We start from the raw sequence: 15,980 nt of genomic DNA on the forward strand, positions 1-15,980 counted from the left end.
GATGGCTTGTATTTTAGCAATTGAACACGGACTACCTGCCTCTTGAAAAAAGATGCCTGTCTTGCCTTTCGTGGAAAGTCAGCGCCATTCCCTATTTTTCATGGGCAGCCAACGTCCTTTGTATCTTAGACAGGAGTAGAGATGAGTATTCGAGTAATTATTGCTGGTTTTAAGGGAAAGATGGGCCAAGCTGCTTGTCAGATGGTCTTGGCTGATCCAGAATTGGACTTGGTAGCAGTTTTGGATCCTTTTGAGTCTGAGTCAGAATGGCAGGGTATTCCTGTTTTCAAGGATAAGGTTGATTTAGCAGACTTTGAAGCGGATGTCTGGGTAGATTTTACTACTCCAATTGTTGCCTACGAAAATACACGTTTTGCTCTTGAAAATGGCTTTGCTCCAGTAGTTGGAACGACAGGCTTTACTAGTGAAGAAATTGCAGAGCTAAAAGAAATTTCTCGTGCCCAAGACTTGGGTGGCTTGATCGCCCCTAACTTTGCCTTGGGTGCTGTCTTGCTCATGCAATTTGCGACGCAGGCAGCTAAATATTTCCCACATGTGGAGATTATCGAGCTCCATCATGACAAGAAAAAGGATGCTCCGAGTGGAACAGCCATTAAAACAGCTGAGTTGATGGCAGAGGTTCGAGAGTCTATTCAGCAAGGCGCGCCTGATGAGGAAGAATTGATTGCAGGTGCCCGTGGTGCTGACTTTGATGGCATGCGTATTCACTCAGTGCGTTTGCCAGGCTTGGTAGCTCATCAGGAAGTCATCTTTGGCAATCAAGGAGAAGGATTGACCCTCCGTCATGACTCCTATGATCGCAGCTCCTTCATGACAGGGGTCAATTTGGGAATTAAAGAAGTTGTCAAGCGTCATGAGCTTGTCTATGGATTAGAACACTTATTATGAGATTAACGCAAATGCCTTCTGAATTTCAGAAGGCTTTACCAGTATTAGAAAAAATTAAAGAAGCAGGCTTTGAAGCCTATTTTGTTGGGGGTTCTGTTCGAGATGCCCTTCTCAATCGCCCTATCCATGATGTGGATATTGCGACGTCTTCTTATCCAGAAGAAACCAAGCAGATTTTTCCGCGAACAGCCGATATCGGAATCGATCATGGAACTGTCTTGGTTTTAGATGGGGATGAGGAGTATGAGGTAACCACCTTTCGGACAGAGGATGTCTATGTGGACTATCGTAGACCAAGTGCGGTTTCCTTTGTGCGTTCGTTAGAGGAAGACCTCCAGCGTCGTGATTTCACAGTCAACGCCTTTGCCTTGGATGAGACAGGAGAAATCATAGACTTGTTCCATGGCTTAGACGATTTGGAAAAGCAAGTCTTGCGGGCAGTTGGAGTGGCTAGTGAGCGTTTCAACGAAGATGCTCTGCGCATTATGCGTGGTTTCCGTTTTCAGGCCAGCCTTGGCTTTGAACTTGAGTCAGAAACATTTAAAGCTATGAAGACCTTGACACCGCTTTTGGAGAAAATTTCTGTAGAGCGTACCTTCGTTGAGTTTGATAAACTCTTGCTGTCTCCGTTTTGGAGAAGGGGCTTGGCTTCCATGATTGAGAGTCAAGCTTATGATTATCTCCCTGATATGGCAGCTAGCCAGGACAAGATCAACAGACTATTTGAATTAGAGACCGATTTTACCTTTGAATCCTCTGAACAAGCTTGGTCGGCTCTACTGTCGGCTTTGGAGATTGAAAATGCGCAGCCATTTTTGAAAGCTTGGAAGACCTCACGTCAGTTTGCCAAGCAAGTACAGGATTTGCTGACTATTTTGGCCTTGCGTGAAAAGGGAGAGTTGAGCAAGCGCGATTGTTATCGCTTTGACTTGGATTTACTTTTACAGGCTGAAAATCTTCGTCAGGCCCAAGGAAAAGAAGTCAACCCACAAGCCATCACAGAAACCTATCAGAGTTTGACCATTCATGACAAGAAAGAAATCCAAATCAACGGTGGTATTTTGATCAAGGAATATGGCTATCAGCCGGGACCAGACTTGGGAGAGATTTTAACAGAGATTGAGTATGCCATTGTCGATGGAGAATTGGAAAATGACCGTCAAGCCATCCATGCTTATCTGAGGGAGAAAAAATGAGTGATTTTATCGTTGAAAAACTAAGTAAATCCGTTGGTGACAAGACCGTTTTTAAGGATATTTCCTTTATTATCCATGACCTAGACAGAATTGGTCTGATTGGTGTCAATGGAACGGGGAAGACCACCCTTTTAGATGTTCTTTCTGGTGTTTCTGGCTTTGATGGTGACGTCAGTCCCTTTTCGGCTAAGAATGATTACCAGATTGGTTACTTGACCCAAGATCCTGATTTTGATGATAGAAAGACAGTCTTGGATACGGTCCTCTCCAGCGATCTCAAGGAAATCCAGCTCATTCGTGAGTATGAGTTGATTATGCTCAACTATAGTGAGGACAAGCAGGCCCGTTTGGAACGTGTCATGGCAGAAATGGACTCTCTTCAAGCTTGGGAAATTGAGAGTCAGGTCAAGACGGTTCTTAGCAAGCTGGGGATTCAAGACTTATCCACTCCAGTTGGAGAATTGTCAGGTGGTCTAAGAAGACGGGTCCAGTTGGCGCAAGTTTTACTTGGCAATCACGACCTCTTGCTTTTGGATGAGCCGACCAACCATCTGGACATTGCGACCATCGAGTGGCTGACCCTCTTTTTGAAAAATTCCAAGAAGACCGTCCTTTTTATTACCCACGATCGTTATTTCCTAGACGCTTTGTCAACACGGATTTTCGAGTTGGACCGAGCAGGCTTGACCGAATATCAGGGAAATTATCAGGACTATGTTCGCCTTAAGGCAGAACAGGACGAGCGCGATGCGGCTCTTCTCCACAAAAAGGAACAACTTTATAAGCAAGAATTGGCCTGGATGCGCAGACAACCGCAGGCGCGTGCGACCAAGCAGCAGGCTCGTATCAATCGCTTCCATGACTTGAAAAAGGAAGTTTCAGGCAGTAGTGCTGAGACAGACTTGACCATGAACTTTGAAACCAGTCGGATTGGGAAGAAAGTCATCGAGTTTCAGGATGTTTCCTTTGCCTATGAAAACAAGCCCATTTTGCAAGATTTTAATCTCTTGGTACAGGCTAAAGACCGTATCGGAATCGTTGGGGACAACGGTGTTGGGAAATCAACTCTCCTTAACTTGATTGCAGGCATTCTTGAGCCGACAGCAGGACAAGTTGTGATTGGGGAAACTGTTCGCATCGCCTATTTCTCTCAACAAATTGAGGGCTTGGATGAAAGCAAGCGTGTGATCAATTACCTGCAGGAAGTGGCAGAAGAGGTCAGGACCAGCGGTGGTTCTACGACTTCGATTGCAGAGTTGCTGGAGCAGTTCCTCTTCCCACGTTCGACACATGGAACCTTGATTGAGAAATTGTCTGGGGGAGAGAAAAAACGTCTTTATCTCCTCAAATTGCTCTTGGAAAAACCAAATGTTCTTCTCTTGGACGAGCCGACCAATGATTTGGATATTGCTACTCTTACAGTTTTGGAGAATTTCTTACAAGGCTTTGCTGGTCCAGTTTTGACTGTTAGTCACGACCGCTATTTCTTGGATAAGGTAGCGACTAAGATTCTCGCTTTTGAGGATGGCAAGATTCGTCCTTTCTTTGGTCATTACACCGACTATCTTGATGAAAAAGTCTTTGAAACAGAGATGGCCAATCAAGTGCAAAAGGCCGAAAAGGAAAAAGTGGTCAAGGTTCGTGAAGACAAGAAACGCATGACCTACCAAGAAAAGCAGGAGTGGGCAAGCATTGAAGGTGATATTGAAGCCTTGGAAAATCGTATCGCTGCGATTGAAGAGGAGATGCAGACCAATGGCTCTGATTTTGGCAAACTAGCTACTCTTCAAAAAGAACTAGATGAGAAAAACGAAGCACTCCTTGAAAAATACGAACGCTATGACTATCTAAGTGACTTTGATAGCTAAAAGAATAGAAAAATCCCGTCTCATGACAGGATGTCTCTATTCTTTTTTGGTTTCTTGATGAAAGATATTTTGCCAGGTTTCGTGGCGGCGCCAGATACTGGTATGGACGATACCATCTAACTCATAGCAGATGAGTTTGGTCTTTTGACTGATGGAAGTGATTTGGATGTCCTTGATAGCTGAATTCAAGTCTTTTTCTGCTTTATAGACCTCTTTATTCAACTGTTCTCCATCTTGACGAATATAGACAAAATCGTCAGCCAAGAGTTCTTCCAGTTGATTTCCCTGATCAATCAATTGTTCACGCATAAGCAATTTTTTATAGACATTGTCTAAAATTTCATCTTCAGGGATAGGTGCTGGCTCGATATGGACATCGGTATCAAAGACGCCAAAACGTTCCTCCAGCATAGACTCGACCTGATCCGCAATTTCATGGCTTTCAAAAACAGACAGGTCAGGGTTCATCTCTAGCGTAATATCCAGGTAGATGTTGCTACCGTAGGTGCGACCTCTTTGCGACTTAACCTTGCTGATTTTGGGAATTTCCATGATGGCCTTTTGATAATCCTCAAGCAAACGGTCGTCAAAACCATCTGAAAGACTAAAGGAAGACTCGATGAAGATATCATAGGCAGTCTTCAAGATAAAGAAAGTGATGATGATAGCAACCAGTTTATCCACAATGGGATAATTGAAACTGCTAGCTAGGATAGCAATAGTAGTACCAAGTGAAGTAACAGCGTCAGAAAGATTGTCCTTAGCAGCAGCCTTTAGCGCCTTGGAGTTGGATTTCTTACTGAGGCGAGTATTGTAGAGATAAACTAGAAACATAATCGCTGCAGAAATGATTCCTAGAGTTGCACCCAGAGGGTCAATGACTGTTTCTTCACGACTGAGAATCTTTTGAATGGTATCCCTTAGTACATCAAAGCCAACATAAAACATGATGATAGAAGTGACCAAGCTAGCCAAATCTTCAATCTTCCAGTGGCCAAAACGGTGGTCTCGGTCAGCAGGCTGGCGTGCCATCCGGATTCCAATCAAGAGGGCCACATTTCCAATGATGTCCGACACGTTGTTAAAACCATCAGCCACCAAACTGGATGAATGGAGGAGGTGCCCAGTTGCTAATTTGGCTGCAGACAAGATCAAATAGGTTGAAATGCTGATAATGGCCCCACGCTCAGCTAACTTGAGATTTGAGATAGATTGCTTCATTCAACTTCCTTTCTAGTCACATAGCATTCTACCATTATACTGGTTTTCAAGGGAAAATTCAAATAAGGCAGTTTTTACTCTTTGAAAACTTTTCAAAATTTGGTATAATAGTACTACTCAAGGGAGTAGCTGGCAGAAACCTGTGATAGTGTCGTCATTCCGAATTTTATACTGAAAAGTATGCTTTCCGGCACTATCTTAAACAGCGAGACTTGTTATGATTAACAGGTCTCTTTTTGTTTGTCGTGAAAAGATATGACAGAAAGAGAGTCTGTTTTGCACACAATGTCAAGGAGGAGACACATGTCAAAAGAACAAAAACGCCAAGCGTTTTACACTCAGAGTCCTGAAGAGGTCTTGAATGCTGTAGATGCGACCGAGAAAGGTTTGTCATCAAGTGAGGCGGAAAAGCGCCTTGCAGAATTTGGCCACAATGAACTCGAAGAAGGCGAGAAACGATCAATACTGGTCAAATTTATCGAGCAGTTTAAGGATTTGATGATTATCATTTTAGTTGCGGCAGCTATTTTGTCAGTCGTGACTTCTGGTGGGGAAGATATCGCAGATGCCATTATCATTCTAGCCGTGGTTATCATCAATGCTGCCTTTGGTGTTTACCAAGAAGGAAAAGCAGAAGAAGCTATCGAAGCCCTCAAATCCATGTCTAGTCCAGCAGCCCGTGTTCTTCGTGATGGGCACATGGCTGAGATTGACTCTAAAGAATTGGTTCCAGGAGATATTGTTGCTCTTGAAGCAGGTGATGTGGTACCAGCAGATTTACGTTTGCTAGAAGCTAACTCTCTTAAAATTGAAGAAGCAGCTCTTACAGGTGAGTCTGTGCCAGTCGAAAAAGACTTGACAGTTGAACTTGCTGCAGATGCTGGTATTGGTGACCGTGTCAACATGGCCTTCCAAAACTCTAACGTGACCTATGGTCGTGGGATGGGTATTGTTGTCAATACAGGGATGTATACTGAGGTTGGTCATATCGCGGGTATGCTTCAAGACGCTGATGAGACAGATACACCACTCAAACAAAACTTGAACAATCTTTCTAAGGTCTTGACCTATGCTATCTTGGTTATTGCCCTTGTTACTTTTGTAGTGGGTGTCTTCATTCAAGGGAAAAGTCCACTTGGTGAGTTGATGACCTCTGTTGCCCTTGCCGTTGCAGCTATCCCAGAAGGGCTTCCTGCTATCGTAACTATCGTTCTTGCCCTTGGTACTCAAGTTTTGGCTAAACGAAACTCTATCGTTCGTAAGTTGCCAGCTGTAGAAACTCTTGGTTCAACAGAAATCATCGCTTCTGACAAGACTGGTACGCTTACTATGAACAAGATGACCGTCGAAAAAGTCTTCTACGATGCGGTTCTACATGACTCAGCTGATGACATTGAACTAGGTCTTGAAATGCCCCTGCTTCGTTCAGTTGTCTTGGCAAATGATACTAAAATTGATGTAGAAGGAAACTTGATTGGTGACCCTACTGAAACAGCCTTCATCCAGTATGTCTTGGACAAGGGCTACGATGTCAAAGGTTTCTTAGAGAAATATCCTCGTGTGGCTGAGTTGCCATTTGATTCTGAACGTAAGCTCATGTCAACAGTTCATCCACTTGCAGATGGACGCTTCCTCGTAGCTGTTAAAGGTGCGCCAGACCAACTCTTGAAACGTTGTCTTCTTCGTGATAAGGCTGGGGATATTGCTCCGATTGATGAGAAGGTTACAAACCTCATTCACACAAACAACTCTGAAATGGCCCACCAAGCCTTGCGTGTCCTAGCAGGTGCCTATAAGATTATCGATAGCATTCCAGAAAATCTCACTTCTGAAGAGCTTGAAAATGATTTAATCTTTACTGGTTTGATTGGGATGATTGACCCTGAACGTCCTGAAGCTGCTGAGGCTGTTCGTGTGGCTAAGGAAGCGGGAATTCGTCCAATCATGATTACGGGTGACCATCAAGACACTGCAGAAGCTATTGCTAAACGTTTGGGAATTATTGACGCAAACGATACCGAAGACCACGTTTTAACTGGTGCTGAGCTCAACGAACTATCTGATGAAGACTTTGAAAAAGTAGTTGGTCAATACTCTGTTTATGCCCGTGTGTCTCCAGAACACAAGGTTCGTATCGTCAAGGCTTGGCAAAAACAAGGTAAAGTCGTTGCCATGACAGGTGACGGTGTCAATGATGCTCCGGCTTTGAAAACAGCAGACATCGGTATCGGTATGGGAATCACAGGTACAGAGGTTTCTAAAGGGGCTTCAGACATGATTCTTGCTGACGACAACTTTGCGACTATCATCGTCGCAGTGGAAGAAGGACGTAAGGTCTTCTCAAACATTCAAAAGACTATTCAGTACCTACTTTCTGCCAATACTGCTGAAGTACTAACTATCTTCCTATCAACCTTGTTTGGTTGGGATGTCTTGCAGCCAGTTCATCTCTTGTGGATCAACCTGGTAACCGATACCTTCCCAGCTATCGCTCTAGGTGTTGAACCTGCGGAGCCAGGTGTTATGACCCATAAACCACGTGGACGCAAGGCAAGCTTCTTCTCAGGTGGTGTTTTGAGTTCTATCATCTATCAAGGTGTACTCCAAGCAGCCCTTGTTATGAGTGTTTATGGCCTTGCCCTTGCTTATCCAGTACATGTGGGTGATAATCATGCCATTCATGCTGATGCCCTTACTATGGCATTTGCAACCCTTGGCTTGATTCAGCTCTTCCATGCCTACAATGTGAAATCTGTTTACCAATCCATCTTGACAGTTGGTCCATTCAAGTCTAAGACCTTCAACTGGTCCATCTTGGTATCCTTCATCCTTCTTATGGCAACAATCGTCGTAGAACCGCTTGAAGGAATCTTCCACGTAACCAAACTAGACTTGTCACAATGGGGAATCGTCATGGCTGGAAGCTTCTCAATGATTATCATCGTCGAAATTGTTAAGTTTATCCAACGTAAACTCGGCTTTGACAAGAATGCGATTTAAAAAGAAAAAGTCATCTTCGGATGGCTTTTTGCTACAGTTGAGGGAAAGGGCTTGCAGTTGCTGTCTTTTGTGCTATAATTGCTATAATATAGTAAAAAGCAAGAGGAGTGTGAGGAAGTGGAAAAGAAAATTGTAAAAGATATTTTGTTTTTATCTCAGGTATCTCAACCGGCAAGTCAGGATGATCTGTATCTTGCCAGAGATTTGCAGGATACACTCTTAGCAAATCGTGAGACCTGTGTCGGTCTGGCTGCCAATATGATTGGGGTGAAGAAGCGCGTGATTATCTTTAATCTGGGCTTGGTTCCTGTGGTCATGTTTAACCCAGTGCTCCTGTCCTTTGAAGGACCTTATGAGACAGAGGAAGGATGTTTGTCCTTGGCTGGGGTTCGACCGACGACCCGCTATGAAACCATAAGGGTTGCCTATCGTGACAGCAAGTGGCAGGAACAGACTATTACTTTAACAGGTTTCCCAGCACAGATCTGCCAGCATGAACTGGATCACTTGGAAGGACGAATCATTTAGGAGGAAAGCAAATGAAACGGATAATCTTTGAACTTATTTTTATCGCAACGACCTGGTATATCTTTTTACCGCCCCTTAACCTGACCAGCTGGGAATTTCTCTTCTTCCTCTGTGGGCATTTGTTAGTTGTGGCAATCTTATTTGGCTTTGGTAAGGGGATAAACCTTGTCAAAACGGTTCATGTGCGCCACGGCAAGGCGGAAGCTGCCTTAAATCTTGAGGGTTTCAAAATCAATCGGTTAGGGAAAGTTCTTTTAGCTTCGATTGGAGGAATTCTTCTCTTAGCAGGTTTGGTTTCTTTGGTGACTTCCAGCATGTTTCAGGCTAAAAATTATGCCAATGTAGTCACGGTTACGGAAAAAGACTTTACTGAATTTCCTAAGACTGACACCAGTAAGGTTCCTATCTTAGATAGAAGTACTGCTGAAAAAATTGGCGACCGCTACTTGGGTTCCCTAACGGATAAGGTGTCGCAGTACGTAGCGGCAGACACCTATACTCAATTGACGATTGATGGGAAACCTTATCGAGTTACACCATTAGAATACGCAGATCCTATCAAGTGGTTTAATAATCAAGCCAAGGGAATCGGCGAGTATATCAAGGTGGACATGGTAACCGGGAATGCAGACTTGGTAGACTTGAAGACACCAATCAAGTATTCAGATTCAGAGTATTTTAACCGCGATGTCAAACGTCACCTGCGCTTGAAGTACCCAACTAAAATCTTCAAGACTCCATCTTTCGAGGTAGACGATGAGGGCAACCCTTTCTATGTAGCAACGGTTTACCAAAAGCAATTTGGACTTGCAGTTCCTCGTCCCGTTTCAGTCATTATCTTGGATGCCACAAATGGAGACACCAAGGAATACAGCTTGGCAGATGTTCCAGAATGGGTGGATAGGGTCTATCCAGCTGAGGAAACTATTGAGCAAATTAACTACAACGGCAAGTACAAGGACGGCTTCTGGAATGCTATGATTTCCAAGAAAAACGTGACCCAGACTACCAAGGGCTATAATTACTTATCTATCGGCAATGACATCTATCTCTACACAGGTGTGACATCGGCCAATGCAGATGAGAGTAATCTTGGTTTCATCCTTGAAAATATGCGGACAGGGGAAATAACTAAGTACAGCTTGGCTTCTGCGACAGAAGAATCAGCCCGTGAATCAGCAGAAGGTGCTGTTCAGGAGAAATCCTACAAGGCAACCTTCCCAATCCTCATCAACCTCAATGACAAGCCTCTCTACATCATGGGCTTGAAGGACAATGCTGGCTTGGTCAAAGAGTATGCCCTGGTAGATGCAGTCGAGTACCAAAACGTTATCGTAGCTACGACAGTGGAAGAGCTGCTCAGCAAGTACGCCAATAAAAACGACCTTGAGATTGATAATGCAACAATAGAAAGCATCAAGGGTGTGGTAGCAGACCTCAAATCAGCTGTTATCAAGGGAGACACCGTCTACTTCTTTAAAGTTGACGGCAAGATTTACAAGGTCAAGGCTTCTGTATCTGATGACCTTCCTTATCTTGAAAATGGTAAAACCTTCGAAGGTCAAGTAGGAAAAGACAATTATCTCAAGACCTTTAAAGTACAGTAAAAAAGGTTTATTTAAGAAATATATGTTATAATAAAATAAATTAAGCCTAATGGAGGACAAAGAAATGGGTTTTTATTTGATGCTTGCTTCAATGCTACTCGGACTGCTTGCTTTGAAGATAGGTTTTTCTCAGTTCAAGGAGAACAAAGATAAATTCTTATCTATCTTAACAAGCTTAGCTGGGCTAGCCCTTGTTCTCGTGGCTGTCTGGTTAGGATGGCCAAAATAAATAGAGAAGCCTCGGTCAAACCGAGGTTTTTCAGATGAATTTCTTGGTTGTGGTTAAAAAATATGCTACACTATCAATATGAAAATTTTAATCCCAACAGCAAAAGAAATGAATGCAGATTTGCCAAGTATTGAAGCCACTCCTTTAAAACCAGAAAGTCAGGCTGTGCTTGATTCCTTGGCCCTCTATTCTGCTAGTCAATTGGAGAGTTTTTACAAGGTATCAGCTGAGAAGGCTGCGGAAGAATTTCAACATATCCAAACTTTGAAAAGGCAAACTGCTCAACACTACCCAGCCTTGAAACTTTTTGATGGGCTTATGTACCGTCACATCAAGAGAGACAAACTGACCGAGGCAGAACAAGCCTATCTTGAAAATCATGTCTTCATTACCTCGGCCTTGTACGGTGTTGTTCCAGCCTTGTCACCTATGGCACCTCACCGTTTGGACTTTTTGATGAAATTAAAAGTCGCTGGTAAGACTTTGAAGAGCCATTGGAAGGCAGCTTATGATGAAGCTCTGAAGAAGGAAGAAGTGATTTTCTCTCTCTTGTCATCAGAATTTGAGACTGTATTTTCTAAGGAAATTAGAGAAAAGATGGTGACCTTCAAATTTATGGAGGACAAGGGTGGTCAGCTGAAGATTCACTCAACCATTTCCAAGAAGGCGCGTGGTGCTTTCCTGACAACCTTGATAGAAAATCAAGTACAAACGGTGGAAGAAGCTCGTCGCTTAAGATTTGCAGGATTTAACTACCGAGAAGATTTGTCACAGCCACAGGAATTGGTTTTTGTTAAGGAAGTATAGAAATCAGATATTTTGTATTGGACAATATGTATCATCAGCTATTTTAGTTTATAAATGAGAAAAAAGCGAACAAGCTAGTCTTCTGAGTGTCAGAAAAGTAGTCTTGTTCGCTTTTATTATGTTAGTTACTTGATCGCATTAACCAAGTCTTGAGCTTGTTTTTTAAGTGAGTTTAGGACTGTTTCTTCAAGAACCAATTTTCCGTCTGCCCAAGCAGAGTCATTAACACGTGCAGCGGTGAAATCACCAACGACTTGTGTACGGATAAATGGCAAGAGGTCTTTGTAGATAGCGAAGAGTTGATCGTGACCTGCATTGGCTACAGATGATACTGTGACAAACTTGTCTTGAAGGGCAGAAGCGCCGCGTGTATCAGACAAGTCAAGGGCACGAGATAGCCAGTCAAGCAAGTTCTTCACTGTTCCAGGGATAGAGAAGTTGTAGACTGGAGAGAAAATCCAGATGGCATCAGCAGCGAGAACCGCTTCACGAGCAGCCGCTACAGCTGGATGAGTTGGAACTTCCAAATCTTGGCTGAAGAGAGGAAGGGCTGAATAATCAAGGTAGCTAACTTCCGCTTTACCAGCAAGTGCTTTCTCAGCTTCGAGGGCCATTTGGTGGTTGAAAGAACCTTGGCGTAGTGATCCGACGATAAATAATACTTTTTTAGACATGATGTGTCTCCTTTTTCTTAAATTTCCGAGAATTCTCTCGTTGTTATAAAATATATTACAACAAAACAAAAGGACTTGCAAGAAATTTGCTCAGAGTTTATTTGAAAATTATAAAATTGCTGAAATTCTAGTCATTTGTGATTGAAAAAGTAAGAACTGTTTCACTTAGGTTTCGGTTTACTTTGATCTTATAGAAGTATTCCTATATTCTCTTGTAATATGATGGCATAAGTGCTAAAATAAACAAGAAAACTAGCAATAGAAAGCGCAGAAGGGCTATTTTCCGGTATCATTTCATAAATTATTAAAGGAACAATAATGGCATTGAAGAATGCTTCTAAAAAGGGGTGGAGATCATGTAAGGAACAGATTAACAAGTGACGGACAAAAGAAATAATAATACACTTGTTAAGGAGAAAAGATGTTAATAAGAAATTATCGGAAAAATATTGGCCTGATGGCCGGAGTTGAGTTTTTTGCATTTTTAGGGATTACCAGTTTTTGGATTCTCTTTCTCAGTCAAAACGGAATGTCTCTTTGGCAGATTGGACTTCTGGAGAGTATCTTTCATGCGACCAGTCTTCTCTGTGAAATTCCATCTGGAATGTTGGCTGATCGTTATTCCTATAAGACCAACCTTTATTTAAGCCGAATAGCAGGGATTGTGTCTTCTATTCTTATGTTGGTTGGGCAGGGAAATTTTTGGATTTATGCACTAGCAATGGCGGTGAGTGCCTTGTCTTATAATTTTGATTCGGGAACAAGCGCAGCAATGGTCTATGACTCGGCTGTAGAGGCTGGACTAAAGGAGCGTTACTTATCTATTTCAAGTTTTATGTCAGGAGTAGCAGAAGGAACTCGGTCTTTGGGGACAGTGTTGGCGGGATTTTTTGTCCATGGTCAATTGCACCTGACCTACTATATCATGATTGCGACTTCTATCATAGTTCTTTTCCTGATTTGGATGCTGAAAGAACCTAGGTCAAGCTAGAAAAAGCTGATAGTGTGACTATGAGACAGATTATTTGGACTGTTAAGGAAGAGTTGGAGCGAAATCCCATGCTGTTCAACTGGATGATTTTGTCTCAGATTGTCGGAGTACTCATGTGCATGTTTTATTTTTACTATCAAAATCAGTTACCAGATTTAAGTAGTTGGCAAATTTCAACAGTTATGCTACTTGGTAGTCTCTTGAATATCGTCGCAGTCTATCTAGCGAGTAAGATTGGAAAGAACTATGCTGCCTTGAAACTTTTCCCTGTCCTCGTCCTGCTGACTGGAGTTACCTACCTGCTGTCCTACTTTGGAACACCTCTAATCTATATTTTGGTCTATTTGATTAGTAATGCTCTATATGCTCTTTTTCAGCCTATTTTTGACAATGATTTGCAAGAGCGGCTCCCAAGTGAAGTAAGGGCAACCATGCTGAGTGTTTACTCTATGATGTTTAGCCTTAGTATGATTGTCTTCTTCCCACTGACAGGGTGGTTGATTGACCATTTAGGCTTTGTAGTAACATTTCTTTATCTAGGATTCTTTTTAGTCATGATTAGTCTTCTACTGGCTATCTTTTTAGGAAAATTGGCTAAAAGAATGGATGAAAAAATTATTTCCTAGATTAAAATAATTTCTGAAAACTTGAGTGCCAAGCTCAGGTTTTTTAATAGGTTGATTTTGGAGCTGTCTTTACTTTTCTTACTCGATTTTAACTAAGAAAAATCAGTTTGCTTTGAAGGAAGAAATAGAATTGGTTGCTTATACTCAATGAAAATCAAAGAGCAAACTAGGAAGCTAGCCGTAAGCTGTACTTGAGTACGGTAAGGCGACGCTGACGTGGTTTGAAGAGGTTTTCGAAGAGTATTCTTGCATTCACTTGTAATAAAGCTTAATAGATGGTAAAATAGACGAGTGAAAAAAAGACAAAACAAAGCAAAAAATAATCTACTGTGGCAGTATGGTCTAGGGATGACGATTTTGTTTGTGGTTATCAGTGCTTCCTTTCTGTATCTAGTGTTTCTGAGTATGAAACCTTATCAAACAGCTAAAAGTGAAGGAGAAAAATTAGCTCAGCAGTATGCAGGATTAGAGCAGGCTGATCAGGTTGACTTATACAATGGCTTGGAATCCTATTATAGCGTTCTTGGTCGTAATAAAAAACAAGAAGCACTTGCTGTCCTGATTGGAAAAGATGACCATAAGATTTACGTTTATCAGCTAAATCAAGGTGTTTCACAAGAAAAAGCGGAAGCCGTTTCTAAGGAAAAAGGAGCTGGCGAGATTGACAAAATTACCTTTGGCCGTTATCAAGACAAACCAATCTGGGAAGTCAAGTCAGGATCTGATTTTTATCTAGTAGATTTTGAAACAGGAGCATTGGTCAATAAGGAGGGCCTATGAAACTATCCAATCGTGTTTTAGAAATGGAAGAAAGTGTGACTCTGGCTAGTGATGCAAGAGCAAAGAAGTTAAAGGCTGAAGGAAAAGATGTACTTTTCTTAACTTTAGGTCAGCCCGATTTCCATACTCCCAAAAATATTCAAGATGCAGCTGTTGCAGCCATTCGAGATGGACGTGCTTCTTTCTATACGGTAGCTTCAGGTTTGCCTGAGTTAAAAGCAGCAGTCAATACCTATTTTGAGCGTTATTATGGTTATTCCGTAGCGGCCAACGAAATCACATTTGCTACCGGTGCTAAGTTCTCACTCTATACTTTCTTTATGGCTGTGGTCAATCCAGGTGATGAAGTCATCATCCCAACTCCATATTGGGTCAGCTATGGAGATCAGGTCAAGATGGCAGAAGGGATTCCAGTTTTTGTTCAAGCTAAGGAAGACAATCACTTTAAGGTGACCGTAGAGCAGTTGGAAGCAGCTCGCACAGACAAAACCAAGGTTTTGGTGCTAAATTCGCCATCTAATCCGACTGGTATGATTTACACTCGCGAGGAACTCTTGGCTATCGGAAATTGGGCAGTTGAGCATGACATTCTGATTTTAGCAGATGATATTTATGGTCGTTTGGTCTATAACGGGAATGAGTTCGTACCAATATCTAGTCTATCAGAAGCCATTCGCAAGCAAACCATTGTCATTAACGGTGTATCAAAAGCTTATGCCATGACAGGTTGGCGGGTAGGTTATGCAGTGGGTGATCCAGAAATCATTGCTGCTATGAGCAAATTGACAGGTCAAACAACTTCTAACCTAACTGCTGTTTCACAATATGCAACTATCGAAGCCCTAACTGGACCACAGGATTCTGTTGAAGTTATGCGTCAAGCATTTGAAGAACGTCTCAATACCATTTATCCGCTATTATGTGAGGTCCCTGGTTTTGAAGTAGTTAAGCCACAAGGAGCCTTCTATCTCTTTCCAAATGTTAAAAAAGCCATGGAGATGAAAGGCTATACGGATGTGACAGACTTTACAACAGCTATTCTTGAAGAAGTTGGTCTGGCCTTGATTACAGGAGCAGGATTTGGAGCACCAGAAAATGTCCGCCTCAGCTATGCGACAGACCTAGACACGCTTAAAGAAGCAGTTAAACGCTTGAAAGCATTTATGGGTAGTGAGAATGATTGATCATTTTGAAATTAAGGTAAAGGATTTACAAATTTCAGAAGGATTTTATAGGAGTTTTCTCGCTCCTTTGGGTTATAAATTAGCTTTTAAGACTAGTTCTCTAATCAGTTTTTATGCCCCAAATAGCCCTCATCCTGGTGGTGATTTTTGGCTGGCTCAGGGGACACAAGATCCTATTCACTTTGCTTTTTTAGCAGAAAATAAGGAAGAGGTTCAGGCTTGTTATGAGGCTGGCATAGAGGCAGGTGGGCGAGACAATGGGGCTCCTGGTTATCGCAGTGAGCATCCGATTTACTATGCTGCTTTTATGATTGACCCAGATGGGAACAATATAGAAGTGGTTTGCCATAAAGAATAAAA

13 protein-coding genes and 1 pseudogene are annotated in these 15,980 nt (G+C 42.3%); 12 read left to right on the forward strand and 2 right to left on the reverse strand.

Annotated features, from left to right (window positions below; all coding sequences use genetic code 11):
* Positions 1-141: 141 nt before the first annotated feature.
* From dapB to HT689_RS05385, 3 genes are read left to right on the forward strand one after another with little or no spacing between them, the layout of a single operon-like run.
* Positions 142-909 carry a 4-hydroxy-tetrahydrodipicolinate reductase gene (gene dapB / locus HT689_RS05375; protein WP_173226786.1) on the forward strand — a complete coding sequence of 256 codons (768 nt, stop codon included), beginning with the start codon at positions 142-144 and terminating at the stop codon, positions 907-909.
* Positions 906-2,105 carry a CCA tRNA nucleotidyltransferase gene (locus HT689_RS05380; RefSeq protein ID WP_345789541.1) on the forward strand — a complete coding sequence of 400 codons (1,200 nt, stop codon included), beginning with the start codon at positions 906-908 and terminating at the stop codon, positions 2,103-2,105. The genes dapB and HT689_RS05380 overlap by 4 nt, the downstream gene beginning before the upstream one ends.
* A complete protein-coding gene (locus HT689_RS05385) occupies positions 2,102-3,973 on the forward strand; it encodes an ABC-F family ATP-binding cassette domain-containing protein (RefSeq protein ID WP_173280855.1) in 1,872 nt (623 codons plus the stop codon). The genes HT689_RS05380 and HT689_RS05385 overlap by 4 nt, the downstream gene beginning before the upstream one ends.
* A 36-nt stretch (positions 3,974-4,009) precedes the next feature.
* Here the strand turns inward: HT689_RS05385 and mntE are convergent, their stop codons facing one another.
* A complete protein-coding gene (gene mntE / locus HT689_RS05390) occupies positions 4,010-5,194 on the reverse strand; it encodes a CDF family manganese efflux transporter MntE (protein WP_173226782.1) in 1,185 nt (394 codons plus the stop codon).
* Positions 5,195-5,497: 303 nt separating this feature from the next.
* Here mntE and HT689_RS05395 point away from each other — a divergent pair, with 303 nt between their 5' ends.
* The 5 genes from HT689_RS05395 to yaaA all read left to right on the forward strand — a co-directional run bounded on the left by HT689_RS05395 (position 5,498) and on the right by yaaA (position 11,365).
* Positions 5,498-8,194, forward strand: coding sequence for a cation-transporting P-type ATPase (locus tag HT689_RS05395; protein WP_173226780.1), 2,697 nt, complete (start codon positions 5,498-5,500; stop codon positions 8,192-8,194).
* Positions 8,195-8,311: 117 nt separating this feature from the next.
* Positions 8,312-8,722, forward strand: coding sequence for a peptide deformylase (locus tag HT689_RS05400; protein WP_173226779.1), 411 nt, complete (start codon positions 8,312-8,314; stop codon positions 8,720-8,722).
* Positions 8,723-8,733: 11 nt separating this feature from the next.
* Positions 8,734-10,329: a hypothetical protein gene (locus HT689_RS05405; protein ID WP_173251765.1), complete on the forward strand. Its 1,596-nt coding sequence runs from the start codon at positions 8,734-8,736 to the stop codon at positions 10,327-10,329.
* A 64-nt stretch (positions 10,330-10,393) separates the two neighbouring features.
* Positions 10,394-10,558: a YczI family protein gene (locus HT689_RS05410; protein WP_057487076.1), complete on the forward strand. Its 165-nt coding sequence runs from the start codon at positions 10,394-10,396 to the stop codon at positions 10,556-10,558.
* Positions 10,559-10,636: 78 nt separating this feature from the next.
* On the forward strand, positions 10,637-11,365 hold the full coding sequence (gene yaaA / locus HT689_RS05415) for a peroxide stress protein YaaA (RefSeq protein WP_173226777.1): 729 nt from the start codon (positions 10,637-10,639) through the stop codon (positions 11,363-11,365).
* Between the two features lie 125 nt (positions 11,366-11,490).
* On the opposite strand, the gene HT689_RS05420 is transcribed toward yaaA, so the two are convergent.
* A complete protein-coding gene (locus HT689_RS05420; RefSeq protein WP_173226775.1) occupies positions 11,491-12,039 on the reverse strand; it encodes an NADPH-dependent FMN reductase in 549 nt (182 codons plus the stop codon).
* 421 nt (positions 12,040-12,460) lie between these two features.
* Between HT689_RS05420 and HT689_RS05425 the strand changes: the two are divergent.
* The 4 genes and pseudogenes from HT689_RS05425 (at position 12,461) to HT689_RS05440 (ending at position 15,978) form a co-directional block, all read left to right on the forward strand.
* Positions 12,461-13,656 (forward strand): annotated as a pseudogene (locus tag HT689_RS05425) (MFS transporter).
* Positions 13,657-13,947: 291 nt separating this feature from the next.
* Positions 13,948-14,436: a DUF5590 domain-containing protein gene (locus HT689_RS05430; protein WP_049512551.1), complete on the forward strand. Its 489-nt coding sequence runs from the start codon at positions 13,948-13,950 to the stop codon at positions 14,434-14,436.
* Complete coding sequence (locus tag HT689_RS05435) at positions 14,433-15,620, forward strand: pyridoxal phosphate-dependent aminotransferase (RefSeq protein ID WP_173226771.1); 1,188 nt, start codon at positions 14,433-14,435, stop codon at positions 15,618-15,620. The genes HT689_RS05430 and HT689_RS05435 overlap by 4 nt, the downstream gene beginning before the upstream one ends.
* Positions 15,613-15,978, forward strand: a complete 366-nt coding sequence (locus HT689_RS05440; RefSeq protein WP_173226769.1) for a VOC family protein — start codon at positions 15,613-15,615, stop codon at positions 15,976-15,978. The genes HT689_RS05435 and HT689_RS05440 overlap by 8 nt, the downstream gene beginning before the upstream one ends.
* The last annotated feature ends 2 nt before the right edge of the window (positions 15,979-15,980 follow it).

Source organism: Streptococcus sp. 2342 (assembly GCF_013276795.1).
GTDB lineage: Bacteria > Bacillota > Bacilli > Lactobacillales > Streptococcaceae > Streptococcus.

Bases quoted from the DNA above. Each gene is read 5' to 3' on its own strand.
- dapB (WP_173226786.1), top strand. From the start codon at position 142: ATGAGTATTCGAGTAATTATTGCTGGTTTTAAGGGAAAGATGGGCCAA.
- HT689_RS05380 (WP_345789541.1), top strand. From the start codon at position 906: ATGAGATTAACGCAAATGCCTTCTGAATTTCAGAAGGCTTTACCAGTA.
- HT689_RS05385 (WP_173280855.1), top strand. From the start codon at position 2,102: ATGAGTGATTTTATCGTTGAAAAACTAAGTAAATCCGTTGGTGACAAG.
- mntE (WP_173226782.1), bottom strand. From the start codon at position 5,194: ATGAAGCAATCTATCTCAAATCTCAAGTTAGCTGAGCGTGGGGCCATT.
- HT689_RS05395 (WP_173226780.1), top strand. From the start codon at position 5,498: ATGTCAAAAGAACAAAAACGCCAAGCGTTTTACACTCAGAGTCCTGAA.
- HT689_RS05405 (WP_173251765.1), top strand. From the start codon at position 8,734: ATGAAACGGATAATCTTTGAACTTATTTTTATCGCAACGACCTGGTAT.
- HT689_RS05410 (WP_057487076.1), top strand. From the start codon at position 10,394: ATGGGTTTTTATTTGATGCTTGCTTCAATGCTACTCGGACTGCTTGCT.
- yaaA (WP_173226777.1), top strand. From the start codon at position 10,637: ATGAAAATTTTAATCCCAACAGCAAAAGAAATGAATGCAGATTTGCCA.
- HT689_RS05420 (WP_173226775.1), bottom strand. From the start codon at position 12,039: ATGTCTAAAAAAGTATTATTTATCGTCGGATCACTACGCCAAGGTTCT.
- HT689_RS05435 (WP_173226771.1), top strand. From the start codon at position 14,433: ATGAAACTATCCAATCGTGTTTTAGAAATGGAAGAAAGTGTGACTCTG.
- HT689_RS05440 (WP_173226769.1), top strand. From the start codon at position 15,613: ATGATTGATCATTTTGAAATTAAGGTAAAGGATTTACAAATTTCAGAA.